This is a genomic window from Bartonella sp. B30(2025), from assembly GCF_053793825.1.
The window spans coordinates 1,207,826-1,233,815 of record NZ_CP200034.1 but is presented as its reverse complement, the minus strand read 5'-3'; the positions used below and the strand labels follow the sequence as shown (position 1 = coordinate 1,233,815).

At 38.1% G+C, this 25,990-nt stretch carries 18 protein-coding genes; 10 read left to right on the top strand and 8 right to left on the bottom strand.

Features of this window, described 5'->3' with window-relative positions:
- Nucleotides 1-94 precede the first annotated feature (94 nt).
- Nucleotides 95-778, bottom strand: a complete 684-nt coding sequence (locus V4P55_RS05205; protein WP_455474037.1) for a lytic transglycosylase domain-containing protein — start codon at nucleotides 776-778, stop codon at nucleotides 95-97.
- Between the two features lie 760 nt (nucleotides 779-1,538).
- Here V4P55_RS05205 and V4P55_RS05200 point away from each other — a divergent pair.
- Nucleotides 1,539-1,826 (top strand): H-NS histone family protein, encoded by a 288-nt coding sequence (locus tag V4P55_RS05200; RefSeq protein ID WP_455474036.1) that lies wholly within the window; start codon nucleotides 1,539-1,541, stop codon nucleotides 1,824-1,826.
- Between the two features lie 711 nt (nucleotides 1,827-2,537).
- Here the strand turns inward: V4P55_RS05200 and V4P55_RS05195 are convergent.
- The gene (locus tag V4P55_RS05195) at nucleotides 2,538-3,794 is read right to left on the bottom strand and encodes a ubiquinone biosynthesis hydroxylase (RefSeq protein ID WP_455474035.1); all 1,257 of its coding nucleotides are present in this window, start codon (nucleotides 3,792-3,794) and stop codon (nucleotides 2,538-2,540) included.
- A 185-nt stretch (nucleotides 3,795-3,979) separates the two neighbouring features.
- On the opposite strand from V4P55_RS05195, the gene V4P55_RS05190 reads away from it, so the two are divergent.
- The 6 genes from V4P55_RS05190 to V4P55_RS05165 all read left to right on the top strand — a co-directional run bounded on the left by V4P55_RS05190 (nucleotide 3,980) and on the right by V4P55_RS05165 (nucleotide 13,101).
- Nucleotides 3,980-6,451 (top strand): DNA translocase FtsK 4TM domain-containing protein, encoded by a 2,472-nt coding sequence (locus tag V4P55_RS05190; protein ID WP_455474034.1) that lies wholly within the window; start codon nucleotides 3,980-3,982, stop codon nucleotides 6,449-6,451.
- A 446-nt stretch (nucleotides 6,452-6,897) separates the two neighbouring features.
- Complete coding sequence (locus V4P55_RS05185; RefSeq protein WP_455474033.1) at nucleotides 6,898-7,518, top strand: LolA family protein; 621 nt, start codon at nucleotides 6,898-6,900, stop codon at nucleotides 7,516-7,518.
- Nucleotides 7,519-7,523: 5 nt separating this feature from the next.
- On the top strand, nucleotides 7,524-8,333 hold the full coding sequence (locus tag V4P55_RS05180) for an exodeoxyribonuclease III (protein ID WP_455475055.1): 810 nt from the start codon (nucleotides 7,524-7,526) through the stop codon (nucleotides 8,331-8,333).
- A gap of 80 nt (nucleotides 8,334-8,413) precedes the next feature.
- Nucleotides 8,414-9,895 (top strand): efflux transporter outer membrane subunit, encoded by a 1,482-nt coding sequence (locus V4P55_RS05175; protein WP_455474032.1) that lies wholly within the window; start codon nucleotides 8,414-8,416, stop codon nucleotides 9,893-9,895.
- Nucleotides 9,892-11,112: an efflux RND transporter periplasmic adaptor subunit gene (locus V4P55_RS05170; protein ID WP_455474031.1), complete on the top strand. Its 1,221-nt coding sequence runs from the start codon at nucleotides 9,892-9,894 to the stop codon at nucleotides 11,110-11,112. Before V4P55_RS05175 ends, V4P55_RS05170 begins: the two co-directional genes overlap by 4 nt.
- Before the next feature lie 3 nt (nucleotides 11,113-11,115).
- Nucleotides 11,116-13,101, top strand: a complete 1,986-nt coding sequence (locus V4P55_RS05165) for a MacB family efflux pump subunit (protein ID WP_455474030.1) — start codon at nucleotides 11,116-11,118, stop codon at nucleotides 13,099-13,101.
- Between the two features lie 520 nt (nucleotides 13,102-13,621).
- Here V4P55_RS05165 and V4P55_RS05160 read toward each other — a convergent pair.
- The 5 genes from V4P55_RS05160 to V4P55_RS05140 form a co-directional block, all read right to left on the bottom strand.
- A complete protein-coding gene (locus V4P55_RS05160; protein ID WP_455474029.1) occupies nucleotides 13,622-14,287 on the bottom strand; it encodes a YdcF family protein in 666 nt (221 codons plus the stop codon).
- A 3-nt stretch (nucleotides 14,288-14,290) separates the two neighbouring features.
- Nucleotides 14,291-15,244, bottom strand: coding sequence for a cell division protein FtsX (locus tag V4P55_RS05155; protein WP_455474028.1), 954 nt, complete (start codon nucleotides 15,242-15,244; stop codon nucleotides 14,291-14,293).
- Complete coding sequence (ftsE, locus tag V4P55_RS05150) at nucleotides 15,237-15,896, bottom strand: cell division ATP-binding protein FtsE (protein WP_455474027.1); 660 nt, start codon at nucleotides 15,894-15,896, stop codon at nucleotides 15,237-15,239. Before ftsE ends, V4P55_RS05155 begins: the two co-directional genes overlap by 8 nt.
- A 468-nt stretch (nucleotides 15,897-16,364) precedes the next feature.
- Nucleotides 16,365-18,308: an acetate--CoA ligase gene (acs, locus tag V4P55_RS05145; protein WP_455474026.1), complete on the bottom strand. Its 1,944-nt coding sequence runs from the start codon at nucleotides 18,306-18,308 to the stop codon at nucleotides 16,365-16,367.
- A 237-nt stretch (nucleotides 18,309-18,545) separates the two neighbouring features.
- Nucleotides 18,546-19,238, bottom strand: a complete 693-nt coding sequence (locus V4P55_RS05140) for a YggS family pyridoxal phosphate-dependent enzyme (protein ID WP_455474025.1) — start codon at nucleotides 19,236-19,238, stop codon at nucleotides 18,546-18,548.
- A 151-nt stretch (nucleotides 19,239-19,389) separates the two neighbouring features.
- Here V4P55_RS05140 and leuS point away from each other — a divergent pair, with 151 nt between their 5' ends.
- Both leuS and V4P55_RS05130 read left to right on the top strand, forming a co-directional pair.
- Entirely contained in the window at nucleotides 19,390-22,014 is a 2,625-nt protein-coding gene (gene leuS / locus V4P55_RS05135) for a leucine--tRNA ligase (protein WP_455475054.1), read from the top strand.
- On the top strand, nucleotides 22,001-22,576 hold the full coding sequence (locus V4P55_RS05130; RefSeq protein WP_455474024.1) for a hypothetical protein: 576 nt from the start codon (nucleotides 22,001-22,003) through the stop codon (nucleotides 22,574-22,576). The genes leuS and V4P55_RS05130 overlap by 14 nt, the downstream gene beginning before the upstream one ends.
- On the opposite strand, the gene fsa is transcribed toward V4P55_RS05130, so the two are convergent.
- Complete coding sequence (gene fsa / locus V4P55_RS05125; protein ID WP_455475053.1) at nucleotides 22,573-23,226, bottom strand: fructose-6-phosphate aldolase; 654 nt, start codon at nucleotides 23,224-23,226, stop codon at nucleotides 22,573-22,575. The two genes, V4P55_RS05130 and fsa, sit on opposite strands and share 4 nt — an antisense overlap.
- A 380-nt stretch (nucleotides 23,227-23,606) precedes the next feature.
- Here fsa and V4P55_RS05120 point away from each other — a divergent pair, with 380 nt between their 5' ends.
- Nucleotides 23,607-25,805: a primosomal protein N' gene (locus V4P55_RS05120; protein WP_455475052.1), complete on the top strand. Its 2,199-nt coding sequence runs from the start codon at nucleotides 23,607-23,609 to the stop codon at nucleotides 25,803-25,805.
- The last annotated feature ends 185 nt before the right edge of the window (nucleotides 25,806-25,990 follow it).

Below are 25,990 nucleotides of genomic sequence, written 5' to 3'. Positions count from 1 at the left end.
TCAATTAGAATAGATTTTTTTCCAATCTTACTAATTAGAGCTTTAATACTCTTTTATCTAGTTTTCATTTTTGCACCTTATCAAAATTGAAATTTTAATTCATAAATGTAGAAACGTTATCTTCATTATCTTTAAAAGAAGATGGAGTTTTCTCCGTAAAGACATCTTGTGCACTGCTCGCTTTGCTTTTAAATGCGTCTGCTAATTCTTTTTGTGGAACAACAGAAGGTTTTACTTTAACTGTCTGTTTTTGCGCTGCAGTTTTACTCTGCACATATTCTCGCTCTCCATTATTCATAGAGATGAATGTGGGAATCCTTGTTCCAACATGCGAAACAATTTTTTGTACATATTGGTTAATAAAACCATGTTTAAAGTCCCCTATCTTGTAATAGCTTAAAGCAGTTTGCAATGCATCTTGCTCAAAACTATACTTCAATGCTGTGCGCTCATAACAATGAACCGAAACTGTCTGCACAGCTTGAAGATTTTTACATGGGTTAAACAAACCAGAGAGAGACATACAAAGCCATTTAAAGCTTTTGATATTAATCTGTCCTAAACCAGCGTCAAAACTATATCCGCTACGTTTAAGCTGCTCAGCTGTCATAATAGCTTTTTTAAATGTGGATGGTTGATGCAATAATTTATAACCACCGTTAATGTCTATTGTACCAAGATCACCCCGAGACTTTTGCATAACAACAGCTGATAACTTTGTGGGATGAATAGAAGGGGCATATGCAGTTGCAAACATCATGAGATCTGGTACAATCATGAGCGCACCCTCGTATTACAGAAAAACTTATCAATATAAATATTAATTTTGCGCCAATTCCATAAATATTGCTGCATCACATTGCACTTATAAATTAGCGAAATGAAACCACTTGGTTTCCAAATTCTTTTTTTTCGATGATAAGTTTGATTGTCCCCCAAAATATTTTTTGCGTATATCGGTATATAACCGATCTTACGAATATATGAGACAAAATTTAAAATACCACGCTGATCAATACTGTGATTATTAAAGCCACAAAAAACAAAATTATATCTAAAAGATAACCATACTTTTTGATTTGCTATGGATGTTGATACCATATTGCAGCCTTTGATAGACTTTACTTTTTGAGAATATGGTCCATATGAAGTAGAGAATGGCTGCAAATGAAAATGCTCCTTATTAGCACAATAAACTACTATATCGCTATGCATAAAGGGCTTGTTCTTTGACAAATATTGCCATAGTTTATAAAGTTGCGATTTATATTCATTTTCGTTTGCTGATATATGGAACTTAAAGAAGTATAACAAGGAATGTATACTCTCATTGCCAATCCTAGCAACCGAATTGAAAAAGGATACGGCTGTAGCAACTGATGCACAAACGAATTTTTTTTTGTGTTTCAAAGTACATCTCCGTAAAAATTTTTATTGATCGTAATTATATTTTTGATCCTAAACGGAGGGAAATTGTCTATAAATTGTGTCTAAAATATGACAAGATGCAATTCTTTTTTGCAAAGGGAGGTAATAAGGTGAATGATTTCAAAAACATGAATCTTGATGAACTACAAGAAATACGTGCTCAAATTGATATAGAATTGAAAAAAAGACAAGCAAAAGAGAAGCAAGATGCACGGCAAAAAATTCTTGAAATTGCTAGCGCGCATGGCATTGATATTGCTGATCTTATCAAGAAAGAACGTCATTATAGAAACCCCAATAATCAGTGGGAATTATGGAATGGGCGCGGGCGTAAACCTAAGTGGATTAAAGAATGGTTAGAAAGAGGTTATTCGCTTGAAGAATTAGAAGTTACGTGACATATATGCAACAATTGTAAATTATTTACAATTAGTAATTATGAATGGGGGATTGTGTTTTTTGGTGATCTGATACGCTTAAATATCGAATCAATATGATAAACTCTTCAATTGATATGATTAATAAATAATGGATTTAAGTGTAAGTAGAGAAAGCGATCGTGTCTATTTCTTTTATGTGCTTGCAACGCTTATTTGGATAGTAAAAGCTTTTAGTATTTTTTTAGCTTTTTGAATTGTGTAGACAAAAAACAGTGTCTGTTATGTATAATTCTTTCTGTAGGGAGGATGAGCTTTTTTGCTGTAAGAGAAGCAAAAAAACTCAGCGATCTTTTTTATCTAATTTTAAACATAAATAAAACAAATGAATGAGCGCAGGTCTTAAGTCCTATGCTAAGAGAACACAGGTATAATAAAAGATTGCATTCAAATTTATGGATTATTTACGAATGGTTGAATCATAAAATATTTCTCTTTTTAAGTTTTATGATAGGGTTTTATTTTTTGTACACAAACTGCTGTGATCTTAATATTATCTTAGATAATATTAAGATCACAGCAGAAAACCAATTGGAATTGTTATAAAACAATCAGCAAAAGAGTTTTGGAATGATCTAAAATTTGATAATCCCTTTTTAAAAAGAGGAGTTTTTTATCAAGGATCGTTTTAGTAATAGGTCAAAAACAGAGAAAAATATTTTTAATTTTTACTTAAAGCGGAAGCCCGCGTAAAAGACGAGGAGCATTAGAGGTAAGTCCTGCTGCTTCTTGAATAAGATATTTTTTCATTTTAGGCATTTGATTGACAACTCCAAGACCAATATCACGAAACATTCGCAAAAAGAGGCGATCATTAGAAAAAAGTTGATTAAGCCAATCATTACTCAATGCCATGCGTACAATTTCAAAACGTCTCCAACGTTGATAGTTTTCGAGAGCTATGAAAGACCCAATATCAAGACCCAATCGCGCTGTTTCAACAATGACTTCTGCCAGAGCAGCGCTGTCACGCAATCCTAAATTGAGTCCTTGTCCTGCAATAGGGTGGATTGTATGAGATGCGTCACCGACGAGAGCAAAACGAGGCTTGATACATTGTCGTGTTAAAGAAAGCGTTAAAGGAAAAGCTTGACGTTCGCCGTTCCAAGAAAGGTTTCCAAATCGGTGACCAATGCGTTTTTCGATTTCTGCTTCAAAAATAAGAGCATCAGCTTTGAGGTAATATTGAGCCGTTTGATAATGTTCACTCCAAACAATAGCGGAGCGATTCCCTTTAAGAGGAAGAAGAGCAAAAGGTCCAGTAGGTAAGAAATGTTGGATTGCTTGTCCATGATGGGGTTTTTCATGTTCAATTGTGCATATGATCGCTGTTTGTTTGTAGGCACGAGAAAAGCTTCTAAGTCCTGCTTTTTTGCGCAGTTGAGAACGCGCTCCATCAGCTGCAATAAGTAATTTTGTTTGCCAGATTTCTTCATTATTTAAAACAACCGTTGTGTATTGATCTTCTTGGTGAAAATCAGTGACAAGCACATTTTTGATGAAAGGGATATCAAGATCTTTTACACGCTTTTTTAAAGCACTGATGAGCTTATTATGTTCAATTGTCGTTGCAAAGGGTTCGTTGGGAGTAATATCTCCTTCAAAGGTAAGAAAAGTTGGCTTTATAGGATCATTTGCATACGCATCAGTAATAATCATTGAACGAATGGGTTGAGCACAAGATTCTATATGTTCCCAACATTGCAATTGTTTAAACATACGAACGCAAGCAGCGGCAAGGGCAAGTGTTCGGATATTTGCTGTGGGAGAGTCTTGAGAAGTTGCGTCAACGATATTAATTTTTAGGCTGGGTGCAGCTTGTTTGAGCGCTATTGCAAGCGTTAGACCAACTGCTCCACCTCCCGCAATGAGAAGGTCACATTGTTTTATATTTTTATTGGGATCAAAATGCACAACGTTTCTTTTCACTTTCGCACAGTTTATTATTTTTTATATATCTTAAACAAAATCGATACTTTTACTTCATAACATTTTTTGCATAATATTAAAGGAAATAGTTGTAGTTATAATGGTTAAAACAGTGTTAACATTTTTAAAGCATAACTTTTTATTTGAAGTATTAAGCTTAAAGATTTTATATTTGGGGTCGATGAATGCATCAGAGCTCTTCTCCTTATGATTTATTAGAAGCACAAAGTGCTCAAAGATCACGCCTTATGAAAATGTTTTTGCGCCAAATCGGCGTGTTCATAGGGCTTGGGCTTTTTGGCTTCATTGTTTTTTGTATTGTAGCTTTGGCAACTTGGGATATAGCAGATCCTTCATTAACACATTCAAACACCAATGAAGTTACAAATTTGATGGGACTGCCAGGAGCAATTTTTTCAGATTTGTTTATGCAGTTTTTTGGTTTAGCAAGTCTTCCTGTTTTGTTGCCACCACTTTTTTGGTCGTTTCTTTTGTTAGCACAAAAAGATATCCATAATTTAATTTTTCGCTTTTTCTTGTGGGTGTTTTCGACAATTTGTTTTCTTGTTTCTTTTTCTCTGATGACTCCTCTTGCCTCTTTTACCTATTGGCCATTGCCAATAGGCTTTGGAGGCGTTTTGGGTGATAAAATTTTAAGTGCTATCTATTTCATTTTTCCTTCTGTTCTTTCCTCTTTTCAGAACGTAATTTTGGGAATTATTCTTGCACTTTTTAGTTTTTTTATGGCTGCTTTTGCTGGCAATGTCGTGTGGCGGCGCGATACAAAAAAAAGAAAAGTAAACACTATCCAAAAGATTGAAACTGCAGATCCAATTTTTGATATGTTAGAAGAAGATGCAGAAGCTATAGAAGATGCAGAAGATTTTGCAGATGAAGCCCGTCACGGTTTTTGGGCTACAACTTTTGGAGCAGTTTTGCATCTTTTTTACTTTTTACAAGCAAGATTGTTCCATCTTTTTCGTTTCAACCGTAAAAATAAGAAAAAAGAAAAATCATTTGATCGGGTTGAACCAGTTTTTTTTGATGAAAAAGACGAAAAAATAAGATATGACGCTTCTGAGGATACTGTATCGAGTTCTTCTGTTAAAAATCGTGTTGTTAAGCCTTTAATCTCTTCCCCACAAGGAAGCTTTGTGCTTCCGAGTTTGGACTATCTTTCAGCACCTGCACCAGCAACAAAAGATGCAAAACTTTCTCCTGCTCATTTAAAAGCAAATTCTCGTGAACTTGAGGGAATTTTGTCAGATTTTGGAGTTAAGGGAAAAATCATTGATGCACGCCCTGGTCCGGTGGTGACTTTGTATGAATTTGAGCCAGCTGCTGGAATTAAGTCATCTCGTATCATTGGTTTAGCAGATGATATTGCGCGTTCAATGCGTGCGATATCCGCGCGTGTTGCTGTTATTCCTGGACGCAATGTAATAGGAATAGAATTGCCCAATGCAATACGTGAAATGGTTTATTTAAGAGAAATTTTGCAGGCGAAGGAGTTCGTGGATAGCAAAGCAAAATTAGGGCTTGCTTTGGGAAAAACAATAGGTGGTGAAGCTGTCATTGCGGATTTAGCAAAAATGCCACATCTTTTGGTGGCAGGGACAACAGGATCGGGAAAATCTGTTGCGATTAATACGATGATTTTATCTCTTCTGTACCGCATGACACCTGAGAAATGTCGTTTAATCATGGTGGATCCTAAAATGCTGGAACTTTCGGTTTATGATGGGATACCACATTTATTAACACCGGTCGTAACAGATCCTAAAAAAGCGGTTATTGCACTTAAATGGGCTGTTCGCGAAATGGAAGAGCGCTATAGCAAGATGTCAAAAGTAGGGGTACGAAATATTGATGGATTTAATGCGCGTCTTAAGGACGCGGAAAATCAGGGTGAGGCAATATCGCGTACAGTTCAAGTGGGGTTTGATCACGAGACTGGTGAACCTCTTTATGAGACGGAAACACTTCATTTAAGTCCCATGCCCTATATCGTTGTCATTATTGATGAAATGGCTGATTTAATGATGGTTGCCGGCAAAGACATTGAAGGTGCAGTTCAACGTTTAGCGCAAATGGCACGTGCTGCTGGTATTCATGTGATTATGGCTACACAGCGTCCTTCAGTAGATGTGATTACGGGTACAATTAAAGCCAATTTTCCCACACGCATTTCTTTTTCTGTGAGTTCAAAAATCGATAGCCGAACAATTCTTGGTGAGCAGGGAGCTGAGCAATTATTGGGGCAAGGCGATATGCTCTTCATGATGGGGGGAGGACGCATTCAGCGTGTTCATGGACCTTTTGTCGCTGATGATGAAGTTGAACAGGTTGTAGCGCATCTTAAAACTCAAGCCGTTCCTGATTATTTGGAAACTATTACGCAAGACACTGCAGAACATGGGGCTGATGTTGCTCTTAATACTCCTGCAGCCGATGATCCTTATAGTCAAGCTGTTGCTGTTGTCCTTCGTGATCGCAAAGCTTCCATCTCTTATATTCAACGCCGTTTAGGGATTGGTTATAACCGTGCTGCTTCTCTCATTGAGCGTATGGAAGAAGAAGGGATTATTAGTCCAGCTAATCATGCTGGTAAACGAGAAATTTTAGTGCCTTGTGCTATCAATGATGAGATTGAATGACGAAATTGGGCTGTTTTTATGCTTTTCAAAAGAGCAGCAGTGTTTGATGATTTAAAAATCACTACATAAGAAACAGGAGGGGAGCTTGCTGCTGTTGTTCTTGACGTTTTATGCTGCTGCAGTTGATAACCTTTATAATCAAGCTGTATATTCAAAGCTATTATTGTTGTTTTTTGTGATAGCCAAAGCTTTCATTTTTTATCTTCAGCAGCATTGAGAGAGTATATTATAATTCATGCGGCTTCCTGCATTAAGTATATGGAAGAAAAGATGCATTGGTCTCGTTTATGATATCATTAAATGAAAAATTTTTCTATTTTCTAAAGGATTCTTTTGAAATCAAAGTCTTTTAGTAGTTTTTTCAAAAAATATACTTTAAAAAGAGCATCTATTCATCATTTGTCAGGAATAGTGAAGGCGAAAAGACATTGCTTGGGAGTATTTTTATGAAAACGTGTAGAAGAACATTTTGGTTTGCTAAAGTTATTGTCTTTTTGTTCATAGCTTTTCCTGCGTTTTCTCAGTCTCCTAATCAGGTGGCACGTGCACAAAATATTGCTAACCGCTTTGCTGCTATTAAAACAATGACGGGTGATTTTATTCAGTTTAGTCCAAAGGGAAAAGTAACCGAGGGAAAATTTTATTTAGAGCGCCCAGGAAAGATTCGTTTTGCATATAAACAATTGCCTCTACAAATTATTGCGGACGGAAAATTTGTGGGCATTAATAATCGCGCTCTCAATACTTGGAATTTTTCCAATCTTTCTCAGACGCCAATGAAGTTTTTGTTGGGTAATAAAATTGATTTATCATCAGGACGTTTATTAGCATTTCGTGAAGATCCAGGAGCAATAACGATAGTTTTGCGTGATGATACGATTGGGAGAGGACAAATAAAAATGGTTTTTGATGCTAAAAGCTATGCTTTACGACAATGGACAATCATTGACCAACAAAATTTGGAAACCACTGTTCAAATCATGAATGTGCGAACGGGTGTTAGGTTTGTGGATGGGATGTTTAAGCTCCCTTATAAACACAGTGCAGTATCGCGTCATCGGAATTGAAATTGATGTTTTTTCGTATTGCTACTTGGAATATCAATTCTATTCGTTTGCGTCTTGCACAGGTTCTTCAATATCTTAACAGATTTGATGTCGATATTTTGTGTTTACAAGAAACAAAATGTCCAGATAATTTATTTCCACGTGGGGCTTTTGAAGAGATAGGTTATGCGCATATCGCCGTGAGCGGACAAAAATCTTATAATGGTGTGGCAATTATTTCTCGTTTGCCGCTTAAAAATGTTGAGACACGCTTTTTTTGCGAAAAGCAAGATTGTCGTTACATTTCAGTTATTGTTGAGGCGTATGGCAAGTCGGTACAGATTCATAATTTTTATGTTCCCGCAGGTGGTGATGTGCCTGATGCTGATGTAAATGAGAAATTTCGTCATAAGCTTGATTTTTTAGAAGAAATGTCGTCTATTAAAGTGGATCAAAGGGGCCATTTATCTTCTCTTTTAGTAGGTGATCTCAATATTGCTCCTTTGGAAGATGATGTTTGGTCTCATAAACAGTTGTTAAATGTCGTAAGTCATACACCAATCGAAACTGAGCGTTTACAAGCTTTATGTTTTCAAGGGGGATGGGTTGATTTAGTGCGCAGGCACTTTCCTGCTCCAACCAAGCTTTACACATGGTGGAGTTATCGAGCGCGTGATTGGGCACTTTCTGACCGTGGTCGACGGCTTGATCATATCTGGTCTTCTCCAGATTTAGTTCCTTTTGTTGCTGATCTTAAGATTTTTCGTGATGCACGAGGATGGGATCGTCCTTCAGACCACGTTCCAATACAAACTACATTTGATTTTTCACGATAAATTTGAAATAAGAGCTTTGTAAACAAAATGTTCATAAGGTGATTCTGAAAAAAAATGCGGGAGAATCAATGTATAGGTGGGTGCACATCAGAAGTCTAAAGCGGATAGCTTTTAAAAATTCTTTTTGTATTATACCTTTATGTCTCTATGTCTTTTCAGGATGTACAGTTGGTCCTGATTACCGTAAAGCATCTTTTAAGGTTCCGTCTGTTTGGGGACAGCAGCCTTCACAAATATCTACACATCCCGTTGTACTTGCAGGATGGTGGAAGCGTTTAGATGATCCTATTTTAAATATATTAATAAATGGTGCGATTTCTGAAAGTAATGATGTTGCTCTTGCCAAAGCACGGATCCGTGAAGCGCGTTCCGGTTTAGGGCAAGTAGTAGGGCATCTTTTACCAAGTTTATCAAGTTCAATTTCAGGAACGCGCAATTCTGAATTATCTGATACATTTTTTAATCAGTATCGTAGCGGTTTTGATGCGAGCTGGGAGCTTGATTTCTTTGGCAAACATAAACGTGCGATTGAAGCTGCGCGTTATGGTATTGATGCTGCTGAGGAAGATATGCGTGCCACAATGGTAACGTTAGTGGGAGATGTGGCAACAAATTATATTCAAGTGCGTGGTTGGCAACAAAAATTGTTGCTGATGAAACAAATTGCTTCATCACAACGTAAAACATTAGAATTGGTGCGTTCTAAGTTCAATGCTGGTGAAATTTCACAGCTTGATGTTTCAAATGCACAAGTACAAATGGCAAATACAGAGGCAGATATATCACAGACAGAAGCGAATTTGGCTATGAGCATTCATCGTCTTTCTGTCTTAGTAGGCCGTGTGCCTATGGCTTTGAATGATCTTTTACAAAAAGATGCCGAAAATATTAAAATTCCACAACCAGATTGGCCGATAGCAGCGGGAATTCCTGCTGATATTTTATTAACACGCCCAGATTTACGACGGGCAGAACGTCAATATGCGCAAGCAACAGCGCGCATTGGTCAGCGTGAAGCAGAGCGTTATCCATCCCTGACCTTAACCGGTAATATTTCAACAGTAGCAGAAACAATTGATCAGTTATGGAAAAATGCAACAATTGGTTGGTCTTTTGGACCCAATCTGCGTTTTCCTTTTTTTAATGGAGGACAAATTATAGCTTCTGTAGCGGTGGCACGTGCGCAGCGTGATCAAGCTTTTATTGCTTATCGGGCTGCTGTGTTGAAGGCATTAGAAGATGTAGAAAATGCGCTTGTGAGATTGACGAAAGAACACCAGCGCTTAAAAAAGTTGATTGTGGCAGATTCCGCTTCTTTGCATTCATTAAAGCTTTCACAACGTCTTTTTGAAAATGGAACCATCAGTTTTCTTGAATTGTTAAATGCTGATCGTTCTTATTATTCTGCGCAAATGGCGCTTAAAGATAGCCGGATTGCTTTAGCTACCCAATATATTGCTCTAATGAAAGCCTTGGGTGGTGGCTGGGACGGTATGGTTGATGTATCACGTCCAGAAGTCGTTGATGGTGTTACACATGTGCGCACAAAGGTAAGGCAATGAAAAAAAAATTAATCAAAAATTTTATTATGAAGCGCAAAAAACTTTCCTTATTTTTAGGAGGTCTTTTTCTTGTAATCATTTTGTTATGGTTGCGTTCTTGTGAAAGTTCTAAACCGATTTATATGACAGCGGTGGTTAAACGGGGTGATATCGAGGAAAGTGTTTTAGCTTCTGGTATTGTACGTCCTTATCGGTTAGTTGCTGTTGGTGCACGTGCAACAGGACGTGTTATATCAATGAATGTTTTTCCTGGAACTGTTGTGAAAAAAGGAGATCTCTTAGCGGAAATTGATCCTACAGATCAGGAAAATGATTTAAAAAGAAAAAAAGCAGTTTTAGCGCGTTATTATGCGAGTTTATCAGAACAAGAAGCGCATCTTGCGCTTGCACAAAAAAATTTAGATCGTCAAAAACAATTGATTGAAGCGCGTGCTATTTCACGGGCTAACTTTGATGATGCTACAGCACAAGTCAGAATACGTGAAGCGCAAATTATCCAGCTTCGTGAGCAGATTGCTCAAGCACAAATCGACGTAAATAGTGCAGAGGTTAACCTGAGTTATACGCGCGTGACGGCTCCTTCAGCCGGAACTGTTTTAGCAACAGTTGTAGAAGAAGGACAGAATGTGAATGCAGTGCAGTCAGCACCAACAATTGTTATTTTAGGTGATTTATCAAAGATGACAATTAAAGCGCAAATTTCAGAAGCAGATATTCTAAAAGTTCGTACCGGACAATCTTTGTATTTTACCGTTTTAGGTGATTCACAACGCCGCTATGATGGCATTTTAGAACGGGTAGAGCCTGCTCCTGAATCAATTCGCTCTGATGTGAGTATTAACCCTGGTATGGTTGGAAATTCTAGTGCTTTAGCATCATCTGCTATTTATTATAACGGGATTGCGCATGTTGATAATAAGGATAATTTTTTACGTACTTATATGACAGCGCAAGTCCATATTATCTTAGGCCGTGTTCAAGATGTTTTGGTTGTGCCAAGTGATGCCTTACGTGATATGACAAAAGAGCGTAAAGCTTGGGTTTCTCTTCTTGTGAATGGGAAGGTGATTGCAAAACAGGTAACAGTTGGGCTCAATAATAAAGTGATGGCAGAGATTGTCTCAGGGTTAAATGAAGGAGATGTGGTTATCACAGGTTCACGCAGTGAAAGGGGATTAGATGCTTCTAATATGCACGACGATAAGGATGAGATCTAAAATATGAAACCAGAGCAAACGGATGCTGTAATCGTTTTGGAAAATATCGTGCGCAAATTTCCTGCGGGGGAAAATTTTGTCACTGTTTTGAACAACATCAATCTTACTATTAAGCGTGGTGAAATGGTGGCCATTGTGGGAGCTTCTGGTTCAGGAAAATCCACATTGATGAATATTTTAGGATGCCTTGATCGACCAAGTTCCGGTCGTTACTGGATTTCCGGGAAAGAAACAGCAACTCTTACCTCTGATGAGCTATCGGCTTTGCGGCGCAACCATTTTGGATTTATTTTCCAGCGGTATCATTTATTGAATGAATTGACAGCTCTTGGTAATGTTGAAATTCCAGCTATTTATGCAGGATGTTCTGCTCAAGTCAGAAAAAAACGTGCACAGGATCTCTTAATACGTTTAGGTATGGAAGGTAGGATTAATCATCGTCCAAATCAGCTTTCAGGGGGACAGCAACAACGTGTTTCTATTGCTCGTGCACTCATCAATGATGCTGAGGTCATTCTTGCAGATGAGCCAACCGGTGCATTAGATAAAAAAAGTGGTCAAGAAGTATTGCGTATTTTAGATGAGCTACATAAAGAAGGGCGCACCATTATTATTGTAACCCACGATATGCAGGTAGCAGAAAAAGCAGAACGTATTATTGAAATAAGCGATGGAGAAATTATTGCTGATAATCTCTTAAACACTGCAAAAACAGAAAAAGAGAGTAAGCCTCTTTATCAAAAGGAAAATTTAAACGAGCAACACAAATTTGGATTTTTTCATTCTTTTGTTGAGCATTTTCGTGAAGCTTTTGTTATGGCTTTGTTGGCAATGAATGCGCACCGAATGCGCACTTTTTTAACAATGCTTGGGGTGATTATCGGGATTGGTGCGATTATTGCAATGGTGGCTTTAGGAAATGGTACACGAGAAAAAATTCTAGAAAATTTTAAGAGTTTAGGCTCTAACACATTGACAATTTTTCCTGGAAAAAGCTTTTCTGATCCACAAGCAAATAAAATAACCAGTTTGGTTGAGGCTGATGCAGAAGCTCTTGCAGGATTACCTTATGTTTCTGGTGTCACACCGCAGATTTCAGCAAGCTCTAAGATACGTTTTAATACAATTGAAGTGAATGCGGTGATTGCAGGAGTGGGAGAGCAGTTCTTCCAAACACAAGGGCTTAGTGCTGTTGAAGGGCAGTTATTTGATAGCAAAAGCGTACGTGATCGAGCGGTTGATTTAGTCATAGAAAAAGAAGCAATACCTGTTCTTTTCCCTCATAGTCGCGAGAGTGCTATTGGAAAAGTGGTGCTTATAGGTAAAGTTCCAGCGCGGATTGTTGGTGTTGTGGCTCCAAACAATAAGATGGATACGTCGTCAAATACGCTGCAAATTTATTTGCCTTACACAACAGTGCAAACACGTTTTCTTGGAACTACAGATGTTCGTGCGATTACCTTGAAGATTGCTGACAATGTTGATTCGCGTTTAGCGGAAGATATGGTACAGCGTTTTTTAATGGCTCGACATGGTGAAAAAGACTTTTTCATTAGAAACTCTGAAGCATTTCGCAATCGTATCATCGAGAATACACATATTTTAACGCTTTTAGTGTCTTCAATTGCTGCAATTTCATTGATTGTTGGTGGTATTGGAGTCATGAATATTATGCTTGTTACTGTTTCTGAGCGCATCAATGAAATTGGGGTGCGTATGGCAGTGGGTGCACGTCAAAGTGATATTTTGCGGCAGTTTTTAATTGAAGCCATTTTGGTTTGCGTGATTGGTGGTGGTTTAGGAGTTCTTTTAGGATTTTCTATCGGAGGGTTGTTTATATTGTTTAATGCGCCTATCCCTTTCATGTATACAATTGATTCAATCATTACCGCTCTCGCTTTTTCAACGGCTATTGGGCTGTGTTTTGGCTTTTCGCCAGCGCGGCAAGCTTCACGGCTTGATCCTGTTGTTGCTCTTTCACGTGATTAAGCGTTATCAATTTTGCAAAAAAGAGCTAGGAGAGAATCATCATAGTTATTCTGACATGAGGTTAGCTCTTGGGTTGAGGTATTTCATGTAAAGAAAAACTCTGATTGAAAGGGGTGCAATCGTCTAAAATTGATTTATTGGTCAAATTTTAAGGACGTTTTCAAAAAAGCATGAAAAACATCTTATTTCTCGAGCATTAAAGCTTTGAGTGTACATAAAAACGGTGATGTTCTTGTTGTATGGAATGTTAATTTTAACACAATGGTGAGCAGGGAAGTAAGATTTTTTTGTTGTTGTAAAAAATCTATTTAAAATTGATTTAAAAACAGCATTTTTGTTCTGAAAAGCGCTTTAAAATCTTTATAAAAGAACGCAGTTAAAGGAAAAGGACCCATTCAATACAGACGGATGTTATAATATTGAAGTGATCATTGTTGCGTAAAAGCGAATATATCTTATAAGAAAGAACTCTTAATTTATGCGGACTTAAAAAAATTTACAGAAAACGGATGCGGACAGATTAGAATATCGTTCTGATATAGACCCCGATAGTTTTAATATATTCGGATGCCAGAATGCGTATTCGATTGATTTGCTGTATCGTATTTTCAATATCGTTATTTTTAACAGGATAAGAGATAAAATTGATATCAGGCATTAAATATTTAAGCTCACGTAGAGAGCGCCACATGTGGTAATCATGGGTGACGATATAAACTGTTTTATAATTATATTTTCTGATCCAAGCTGTGCTTTCTTCCGCATTTCCTTTTGTGTTTATTGCTTTATCTCCAATGTCAATACAACAGGTAAAAAGACTGTAATCAATATGGTTGGTGTATATAAGGCTGTCGGAATTCGTTGTTGTGTTGACGCCGCTAATAAGTAAGCGCGAACCAAGACCCTGTTTCAAGAGATTAATTCCTGTTTTTATTCGATTTTCTCCACCTGTTAAAACAATGATGGCATCTGCTTTCGGCAAAGGATCTTGTGGTTGAAGCTGATCAGTTTTTTCAGAAAAGATAACAAATCCAATACAAAAGCAGACCATTATCATTAAAAGATAAAGTGTTGTCGGTGGGAAATAGCGGAACAAATTCCAACGACGTTCTACATATGGGGTTTGCTTTTGATACGCAAAATGATCTTGCTTTATTGATTTGAGATCGTGGGAATTGTTCATCATAAATTAAAATAAGCCGTCTTCACATTGATAAATTTTTTTAAGTTGTGTTAAAATCGTCATTCGATTTGTCAGTGTTGTAAGACAAGAAACAAAAAAAATCAGGAAAATGATTTTTTCATAAGGTATAGTCGTTATGGAAATATTTCCAAACAAAGCAGTGATTTGGCTGGCTTCGACTGTTCCTAGATTATAGCTTGTCCAAAAAATGAATATACTAAATAAGAATATACTCCCTGCACCGCCGTATAATGCACCACGGAATGCGGTTTTAAAAAAATGCCAATCAAATTGTCGAGCAATGAAAAGTGACTCAGTGCCAAGAAAGTATAATACATTGATAATATGTGCATTTTCTGCCAATGCATTGCGTGTGGCAAAAATGATTGTGAGTATTAATGAGCAGAGAACCAATATTAAAATTGAAAAACCAATAACAACAGTGATATGCGCCATTTTCTCAAAACGGTCTATCCACATACTATGATCGTCAAACTGTCCTCCTGGGATTTTTGTTTTAATTGCTTGATTAATTGCGTGAAAATTAATCTTTTCACCCTCTTTTAGTGTTACGATGATTAATCGAGGAAGTGGTAATTCATTTAAATTTAAGCCTGTTCCAAGCCACGGTTCAAGCAATTTTTCGGTGGATTTTTTATCAACAATTGTCGCGCTTTTTACACCATGAAATGTTGTAACCAATTTAACTGCATCACGAAGAGCTTTTTCGATATCAACATTTTCCACGGGGCGTATTTGAATTGTTGCTTCATGACTAATTTGATTGTTCCAATTGTCAGCAGCACGTTGCATTAAATCCACACCAATTAAGGTTAAGCTTGATAAAAAGGTCATAATAGCGATCACAGCAACGAGCGCTTGTCCAGAAATATTATCTCTAGGAATAATAGCGGTTGTATGCTTGTTATTGTTTGTAAAAATCGGGAAAGATTTATTCATGAATTGTCATCCGTCCATTATGGAGAATCATACGCCGCGCTGCGACTTTTTCCATAAGTGCAACATCATGGGTGGCAATGACAACAGCAGTTCCAAAACGGTTTAATTCGATAAATAAACGCAATAGACGCTTTGCCAAGGGTGGATCAACATTTCCTGTTGGCTCATCAGCGAGCAGGATTTCAGGTTGATCAATCAGTGCACGTGCAATTGCCACTCTTTGTTTTTCTCCACCAGAAAGAACGGGTGGTAAAACATGAATATGGTTTCCAAGACCTACCCAACATAAAAGATCTTCTACTTCACTGCGGTAAGTTGATTCTTCTAATCCTTTAATGCGCAAGGGTAGAGAGACATTTTCATATGTGGTCATGTGATCAAGTAAGCGAAAATCCTGAAAAACAACTCCAATACGTTGCCGTAATGCAGGAAGTTCTTTTTGTTTAAGCAATGCTGTATCTGTGCCGAATAAATCAATATGTCCACGGGTTGGCTTAAGTGCTAAAAACATAAGACGCATTAGCGATGTTTTACCTGCTCCAGAAGCGCCAGTTAAAAACTGAAATGAACCAGGAGGGATGTGAAAACTAATATCACGCAAGATTTCAGGTCCCATTCCATAACGCAAACCGACATTTTCAAAATGAATCACTGTTTGTTACCACTTCTGCTTCTATATTGAATTGTATATAGGGTACGTTGTAATCATTATGTTATGTTCTTATGAGTATTTATATTTAATCATTCTGAATATTTTCTTTTTTAAGTTCTTCGTTTGTATTGAGAGATGTTCTCTGTGTTTAAATAATGCAAAAATATCATCAATTACTATATTTCTCTTTTTTTTATTTCATTGATAATTTTAACAGGAATATTAGAGCGATTCTAGCAAAAACACTAAGACAGATATTGTTCGTGTTTTTGTATGAACAATAACTTTTTTAGGTTTGACGGTTGGGAATAAAGTTATCAATGATCTGTAGTTCAGCAAGAGTTGAAATATCTCCTAGATTGTCAAAAATTACTTTAGCCGATTTTTACGCAAAGAATGTTCATCTAACATATTGAATATGTTCATTAATATTAAAAAGGATATATTTTTGCATGAACAATAACTTTTTTAAGTTTGACGGTTGGCAATAAGATCATCAATGACTTGTGGTTCAGCAAGAGTTGAAATATCTCCTAGAGTGTTAAAATCATTTTCGGCGATTTTTCGCAAAATACGTCTCATGATTTTTCCCGATCGCGTTTTGGGTAGTTGAGAGGCAAATTGAACTTTGTCCAACAGGACAATGGACCCTATTTCTTGTTTAACATGCTGAATAAGCTCATTTTTTAACTCTTCACTTGGAGTTCTGCCTTCCATTAAGCTGACAAAACTATAAATTCCCTGTCCTTTAATGGGATGAGGGTAACCCACAACAGCTGCTTCTGAAACTGCAGGATGAGAAACAAGTGCCGATTCAATTTCAGCTGTTCCCAATCTATGTCCAGAGACATTGAGAACATCATCAACACGTCCTGTAATCCAATAATAACCGTCATGGTCGCGTTTACAACCATCACCTGTAAAGTATTTTCCTTTATATGTAGAAAAATAGGTTTGTATAAAACGCTCATGGTCATTATAGAGGGTGCGCATCTGACCTGGCCAGGATTCAATAATGCAGAGATTGCCTTCTGCTTCACCTTCCAAAACATTTCCTTTTGTATCAACGATTTGAGGTTGAATACCGAAAAAAGGGCGTGTGGCTGATCCTGGTTTAAGTGGTGTTGCTCCAGGTAGAGGGGTAATCATATGTCCTCCGGTTTCTGTTTGCCACCATGTATCAAGAATGGGACAGCGGCTGTTTCCGACTGTATGATAAAACCATTTCCATGCTTCTGGATTAAGAGGTTCTCCTACGGAGCCAAGCAGACGAAGAGATGTTCTTTTAGAGCGCTCAACAAATGAATTTCCTGCACCCATTAATGCGCGAATAGCTGTGGGTGCAGTGTAGAGCGTATTGACTTTGTGCTTATCAACAATTTCCCAATATCGGCTCTGATTAGGAAAAGTTGGTGTCCCTTCAAACATTAAAGTGGTCGCACCGTTACACAAAGGTCCATAAACTAAGTAAGAGTGACCAGTGATCCAGCCAATATCAGCAGTACACCAATAAATTTCATTAGGACGATAATCAAAAACATATTGATGTGTCATCGAGACATAAACAAGATAACCGCCTGTTGTATGCAAAACACCTTTTGGTTTGCCTGTTGAACCAGAAGTATAAAGAATGAAAAGCGGATCTTCAGCATTTATCTTTTCTGGTGGACAGTCTGTTTTGGCATGAGATATTTCTTCATGATACCAAAAATCACGTCCTTTTATCCAATCAATTTTTTCATTGGTATGCCGGATAACCATAACTTGATTGACATGTACGTTCTGGCGGGCTGCTATATTAATAGCGTGGTCAATATTCTCTTTTAAGTTAATCCGTTTTCCTCCACGCAAGCCTTGATCGGCGGTAATAATGAAGGTTGATTCGCAATCAATAATGCGTCCTGCTATTGCTTCAGCAGAAAAACCAGCAAAAATAACCGAATGAATAGCGCCAATGCGGGTGCAGGCAAGCATAGCGTAGATTGCTTCAGGGATCATCGGGAGATAAATAGTAATCTTATCGCCTTTTTTTACACCGCGTTTTTTTAAAAGATTGGCAAAACGACAAACATGTTCATAAAGCGCATTGTAAGTTATTTTTTTATCATGGTAAGGATTATCGCCTTCCCAAATAAGAGCAATATTTTCACCATGATTTTTTAAATGGCGATCAATACAATTATAGGCAACATTTGTAATACCATCTTCATACCACTGGATTGAAACATTATCGTTAAAGGAGGTATTTTTTACTTTTGTATAAGGTTTAAACCATTCAATACGTTGCCCGTGTTTTGCCCAGAAAGCTTCTGGGTCATGGATGCTTTCTTGATACCATTTTTTATAGGTATCTTCATTAATCAAAGCATCTTTTTTGATATTCGCTGGTATTGGATAGATTTTTTCCGACATATTTCCCTCCCGTGGGTTTACTGTTTGGAAAGATGAACCAATATATTTTTATTTCTTAGAACAATCCCCTCTTTGACTTCTTTTTGGTTTCTCTTTAAAAAGCCTCATTTTTGAACGTAGAGTACTATATATAGATTAGGGTAACAATTTTAAAACTTCACATTGATTATATTCCAAAGGGAAAAACTTTACGGTTGGTATTGCGTTTCTAATGCAAAATTTGCATTAAACGTGAAATTAAGCAGGACGTTTTCCAAACAGAGCTGAACCAATACGAAGAATATTAGAGCCAAATTGAAGAGCAGTTTTAAAATCGCTAGACATTCCCATAGAAAGTTTTGGAAGATCAGCTTTTTTTGCAAGTTTTGCTAAAAGAGCAAAATAAGGACCGGGGTTCTCTTCTACTGGTGGGATTGCCATAAGACCTATAATGTTAAGTCCATATTGATTTTTGCACTGTGTAACAAAAGGGACCACTTCTTGCGGTGCTATGCCACTTTTTTGTGGTTCTAATCCGATATTAACTTGAACATAGCAAGGAAGATATTTTTTTTGTTTTTGCATTTCTTCAGCGAGATATCGAGCTATTTTTTCGCGATCAACCGTTTGAATGACGTCAAAAAGCTTAACAGCTTGTTCTGTTTTGTTGGATTGCAAAGGTCCAATGAGATGAAGTTCAATAGAATCAAATTGTTGTCGCAAATTTGGCCATTTTTCTGCAGCTTCTTGCACACGGTTTTCAGCAAAAAGAGACTGTCCTGCTTGCAAAAGAGGGATAATGTTATTTGCAGATACCGTTTTTGAAACAGCTAAAAGTTGAACCTCGTCTAAAGGGCGACGCATTTCTTGACATATTTCAGTAATGTCTTTTTTAATGTTTTTCCACGCTTCAACAGAAGACATGTCAGAGGCAGTGTAAAGTGTGCTCATATGTTCATACGCTTTCTACTTTTGTTTAAGAGTGGAGCAATGATTTGTAAAAACTTTGAAAATATTTACTGAAAATGTTGACGATTGGCTTAATCCATGGTGAAGCATAAAACAAGTTTTTGGTTTAATTTTATTAAAGAGTATAATGGGAATGACAGTAGAACGCTATAATCCACGTGCCCAGGAAAAAAAATGGCAGACAATTTGGAATGAAAAGAAGATTTTTCAAACAAACCAAGGGGATCAGCGTGATAAATATTATGTTTTAGAAATGTTTCCCTATCCTTCGGGTCGCATTCATATGGGGCATGTGCGCAATTATACCATGGGGGATGTTGTTGCACGCTATAAACGTGCAAAAGGGTTTAATGTCCTTCACCCTATGGGATGGGATGCTTTTGGTATGCCAGCTGAAAACGCGGCTATGCAAAATAAAGTGCATCCAAAGACTTGGACTTATCAAAATATAGCCGTTATGCGTGAACAATTAAAGCAGTTGGGCTTTTCTTTGGATTGGTCACGTGAATTTGCGACGTGTGATGTGGATTATTACCACCGTCAACAAATGCTTTTTCTTGATTTTTATGAAAAGGGATTGGTTACACGTAAAGTGGCTAAGGTCAATTGGGATCCTGTTGATCAGACTGTTTTGGCAAATGAACAGGTTGTGGATGGACGGGGTTGGCGTTCTGGTGCATTGATTGAGCAGCGTGAATTAACGCAGTGGTTTTTTAAAATTAGTGATTTTAGTGAAGATTTATTGGCAGGTCTTGAAAAACTTGATCAGTGGCCAGAAAAAGTCCGCATTATGCAAAAAAACTGGATTGGAAAGTCACAAGGCTTGTTGATCCGTTGGGCTTTAGAAATGACAGAAGTAAACAAGGATATTTGTGAGAAGTTCAATGAAGTTGTCTGTTACTCAACACGTCCTGATACACTTTTTGGAGCTTCTTTTTTAGCGTTGTCTTTTGATCATCCTATTGCACAAGCTCTCGCACAAAAAGACAAAGCTCTTAGCGATTTTATCGAAAATTGTCGATGTGGTGAAGTGACAACTGAAGCGCTTGAAACTGCTGAAAAACAAGGATTCCGTACATCGCTTTTGGCTGTTCATCCCTTTGATCAAACCGTGCGTATTCCTGTGTATATTGCCAATTTTGTACTCATGGACTATGGGACAGGTGCTATTTTTGGTTGTCCTGCACATGATCAAAGAGATTTAGATTTTGCACGCAAATATGATCTTCCCGTGCGACCAGTGGTTTTGCCGCAAGGAATTGACGCTAAGGATTTTACGATTGCTGAAACAGCTTACACTGGTGATGGGGTGATGATTAATTCAGGGTTTCTGGATGGTTTAACGCCTCAACAAGCTTTTGAAGCGGCAGCAAATCGTCTTGAGAAACAAGTGCTTCATGGTCAGCCTCAGGGAGAAAAAACAGTACAGTTTCGATTGCGCGATTGGGGGATTTCGCGTCAACGCTATTGGGGATGTCCGATTCCTATGATCCATTGTACTGCTTGTGGGGTGGTGCCTGTGCCACGCGCAGATTTGCCAGTTGTTCTTCCTGATGATGTAACCTTCGATCAGCTTGGCAATCCTCTTACGCGTCATGAAAATTGGAAAACAGTGCCATGTCCTTCTTGTGGTCAGCCTGCCACACGGGAAACGGATACAATGGATACATTTGTTGACTCTTCTTGGTATTATGCGCGCTTTACTGCACCTTGGGCGCAAGAGCCTGTTGACAAAGATGTCGCAACTCAGTGGTTGCCCGTGCAACAATATATTGGCGGAATTGAACATGCGATTTTGCATCTTCTGTATGCACGTTTTTTTATGCGTGCCATGAAAATTATAGGTTATGTGGATATCGATGAGCCGTTTAAAGGACTGTTTACCCAAGGAATGGTTGTGCATGAAACTTATAGAGATGATAAGGGGTGGGTTTCACCAGAAGAAATTACTATCGTTGAAAAGGATGGAAAACGTCACGCTTATAAATTGACCGATCAAAGCGAAGTGACAATCGGTTTGATTGAAAAGATGTCAAAATCAAAAAAGAACGTCGTTGATCCTGATGATATTATTATGTCTTATGGAGCTGATACTGTACGCTGGTTTGTCTTGTCGGATTCTCCTCCTGATCGTGATGTTATTTGGACAGAATCTGGAGTTGAAGGTGCACATCGCTTTGTTCAGCGTGTTTGGCGCTGTGTGGCTTTGTGTGCCCCAATTTTAAAGGATGTAATTCCATGTGCTGGTCATCAAGGACAGGCTTTGGAACTTTCAAAAGTAGCGCATCGCACGCTTTGTTCTGTGGAAGATGATTTAGAAAAATTTGCGTTTAATCGAGCAATTGCACGTCTTTATGAATTTTTGAACGTGATGACACCATTGTCAAATAATGTTGCAAGCCTTGAAGATGAAATGAAGGCATCTTTACGCCAAGCAATGGACTTTTTTCTTGCAATGATTGCCCCGATTATGCCTCACTTAGCAGAAGAATGTTATGCTGCTTTAGGAGGAGAAACTTTAATTTCTGAGCGTTCGTGGCCTTTTTATGACTCTACATTAACCATTGAGACATGTTATACTTTGCCTGTGCAAGTTAATGGAAAAAAACGTGGGGAGATAACAATTCCAGCTACAGCTAGTGAAACAATGATTAAAGAAGCTGTCTTGGCTCTTGATTTTGTCCAAGTACACCTAACCCAAAAACCAATAAAAAAAATAATTGTTGTCCCGCAAAGGATTGTTAATGTTGTTTTTTAAAAATTTTATTGTTGCTTGTTTTGTGAGTTTGCTCTTGTTCTTGTGTGGATGCACTATTGAGCCGCTTTATCGTGAACCATCTCAGATTTCTACAACAATGAATCCTGTTTCCCTTAGTCAGTCTTCAAGCAAAAAATCTTTGGAGCTTTCTGCAAAGCTTGCAAGTATTCTCATTGAAGAAGCTGAGGATCACTTTAGTCAAATGGTACGTAGCCATTTATTATTTCTTCTCTATGGAAATGGAGATGAACCTTCTGCTCCTACTTATAGGTTAGTTTTGAGCACATCAACATTCACACGAGCGTCTGTGTCAGTAGAGTTTGACCAAAATGAGGAAAGACGGTTTTCGCTTGGAACCGTCATGAGCAGAGCTTCCTATACACTACACAATATGGAAAATACAACCATTTTAAGCGGAATGGAAACGGCAAATGTGTCTTTTGAACGGCTTCAGCAAGAATACGCAACGCTACAAGCAGAAGAAAATGCACAAAGACGGGCAGCTGAGGAGCTAGCAGAGCGGATTTTCTTGTCGCTTTCAAGAGATCTTGTAAAACGTTAAGCAATATTTTGCCCAGTTTTTTTCCAATCCTCTAAAAATATTTGTAAGCCTCTATCGGTTAAAGGATGTTTGATGAGAGCTTTTAAGATTGTTGGTGGGACAGTTGCCACATCTGCACCGCTTAGTGCAGCATGTTTAACATGATTTACGGTGCGGATCGAGGCTGCCAAAATTTGTGTTTGAAAGCCGTAATTATCGTAAATTGTGCGAATTTCATGAAGTAATTCACAGCCATCCGCTCCGTAATCATCGATTCTGCCAACAAAAGGTGAAATAAATGTTGCACCTGCTTTGGCTGCTAATAAGGCTTGGTTAGCAGAAAAACAAAGGGTAAGATTCGTTTTTAATCCCCGTTTTGTTAAAGCTTTACACGCTTTCAATCCATCAAAGGTTAAAGGAAGTTTTATACAAATATTATCAGCAATTTTTGCCAAAACTGCAGCTTCTTCCATCATGTTTTCAAATTCAGTTGCGGTAACTTCAGCGGAAACAGGTCCCTTGACGAGCGTACAAATTTCTTTTGTGACATCAAGAATATTACGTCCTGATTTTAAGATAAGAGATGGATTTGTTGTAACACCATCAACAAGACCCAAATTTTGCAATTCTTTGATATCTTCCACATTCGCGCTGTCTACAAAAAATTTCATGTTCAAATTTCTTTCCTTAGTTTTTCGCTTTTTATACTCATAATTTTTGCTGTTATGCGCCATCATTTATCATAAAAGCAAGAGAGGCAGTGGCTGCTGTTATAGTAAGTTGATGATTTTTTGAGAAAAAGGGAAAGTTTAATCTTTGGAAAGTGAGCAAAAATGTGACAAAATCTTATTATCAATTTTAGCATGTATGCGATGTATCAATATTCAATGTAAGTTCAAAATAATTACTTCTGATTATTGTTGTTGAAAGGGCTAAAGTGATAAATCACGCAAAAAATTTTGCGGAAAATCATATGTTAAAAGACAAAGTATTAAAATAATATCTGTCTAAAAGGTTCGTATAAAGATTGGTACAAAAAGTGAAATCACATATGGTAGAGGAAAAAATTGTTTCTGTATTAGTGCCTCTCCCTGTTTCTTATGCTTATAGTTATGTGGTTCCGTCTTCTATGGAGGTAGAGGTTGGTTCTTTTGTTCGTGTTCCAGTGATGGGACGTCAGCTTTGTGGTTTTGTGGTGGAGGTTGGCGAGCAAACAGCTAAAACTTCGCAAATGGCCAAGCCTGTGCCTCGTGAAAAACTACGTTCAATTCTTCACGTTTTTGATTGTCCTCCACTAAAAGCAGAAATGATTTCATTTTTGAGTTTTGTTGGCCAATATACGATGACACCATTTGGTTCTATTGCACGGTTGGTTTTGTGCGTGTCGGCTGCTTTAGAACCAGAAACACAGGTGATGGGGTTGCGCTATTGTGGTGGGGATGTGGAACGTTTAACACCAGCACGATTACGGGTTTTAGAGTTGGTACGCGATGGTAAAGTTTGGACACGTTCTGGACTTGCGCATGCGGCGGGCGTTTCTGCTTCTGTTGTTGATGGGTTAAAATTGCTTGGGATTTTTGAAAATGCTACAGTTCCAGTTCCTGACCTTGTTGCGATGCCTGATCCCCATTTTTGTTCTCCCGTGTTGGAAGGCGCGCAAAATGAAGCTGCTATAGTATTGCGGGAAGGTATTTTGGCTTCTAAGTTTCAAGTTTTTCTACTTGAAGGCGTTACGGGATCAGGAAAGACGGAAGTTTATTTTGAAGCAGTGGCTCAGGCGCTGATATGCGGCAAGCAAGTTCTCATTTTGTTGCCAGAAATTGCTTTAACACAGCAATTTTTAGATCGTTTTTACGCACGTTTTGGCGCAGCAGCAGCAGAGTGGCATTCAGATTTGGCACCGCGTCGTCGTGAGCGTGTATGGCGGCAAGTCGCAGAAGGGCGCGTGCGGGTTGTTGCCGGCGCACGATCAGCGCTTTTTTTACCCTTTCAAGAGCTTGGACTCATTGTTGTTGATGAGGAACATGATAATGCTTATAAACAGGAAGAGCGCGTTTTTTATCATGCGCGTGATATGGCGGTAGCACGGGGTTCTTTTGAACATTTTCCTGTTATTTTATCCTCAGCGACCCCATCGGTTGAAAGCCAAGTCAATGTTTTGTGGGGACGCTATAAACAGGTCAATTTGCCATCGCGTTTTAAAGCGGCAGCACTTCCGCAATTGCGAGTTGTTGATATGCGTCAAGGCGGTGTGCCAAAGGGGCGATTTATTTCTTCCGCTCTTGAACAGGCTCTGATGCAAACCCTTGAGAAGGGGGAACAGGCACTTCTTTTTCTCAATAGGCGTGGTTATGCACCTTTAACTTTGTGTCGGATTTGTGGGTATCGTTTTCATTGTACGAGCTGTTCAAGCTGGTTAGTTGAACATCGTTTACAAGGACAATTGAAATGCCACCACTGTGGTTACCATCAACCCCTTCCAGAAGCATGTTCTGAATGTGGAACTCTCGATCATCTTGCAGCTTGTGGACCAGGTGTGGAAAGAGTTGCTGAAGAAGCACGGGCACTTTTCCCACAGGCAAGGTTATTGATTCTTTCAACTGATCTGAAAGGTGGAGTTGGTCAATTGCGAAGAGAATTGGAGGCAGTTGCAAAGGGAGATGTTGACATTATTGTTGGGACTCAGCTTGTCGCGAAGGGACATCATTTTCCTCAGCTTTCTTTGGTTGGAGTCATTGATGCGGATCTGGGTCTTGCTAATGGTGATTTACGTGCGGCTGAACGCACTTTTCAGCTCTTGTCTCAGGTCACAGGCCGGGCAGGGCGCATGGGATTAAAAAGCTTAGGATTATTGCAAACTTATCAACCTGATCATCCGGTGATACAAGCCTTGCTTTTACAAAAAGGTGAAGATTTTTATAAACATGAATTTGCAACACGAAAAAATTATCATTTACCTCCTTTTGGGCGACTTGCTTCTTTAATTGTTTCCTCAGAACAACGCCAAGCTGCAGAACATTATGCACGTGCATTGCGTCAGGCTGCTCCACAGGAAAAAAATGTCTCACTTATGGGACCTGCTGAAGCTCAACTAGCTCTTGTGCGGGGACGTTACCGTTTTCGACTTTTATTGCAGGGAAAACGCTCTTTTAATATGCAAGGCTTTATTCGTAAAATTCTTGCAAATGCTCCTAAACTTCCAAGTTCTGTTCGGGTACAAATTGATATTGATCCGCAAAGCTTCCTCTAAAAGTAAAACAACATAACAGAGAGAGTTGTTTTTCCCAAAAAATGTTTAAAAAAAACGACCTTTAATGAAAGCGTACTTTCTTTTTAAAAACTAGGAAAGATAAAAAAGATACAAAAAATGTCGCTTTATTCGTATCCAAAAATCATCTTTAAAAATGTTTTATTTAAAATTTTTAGAAAGTATCG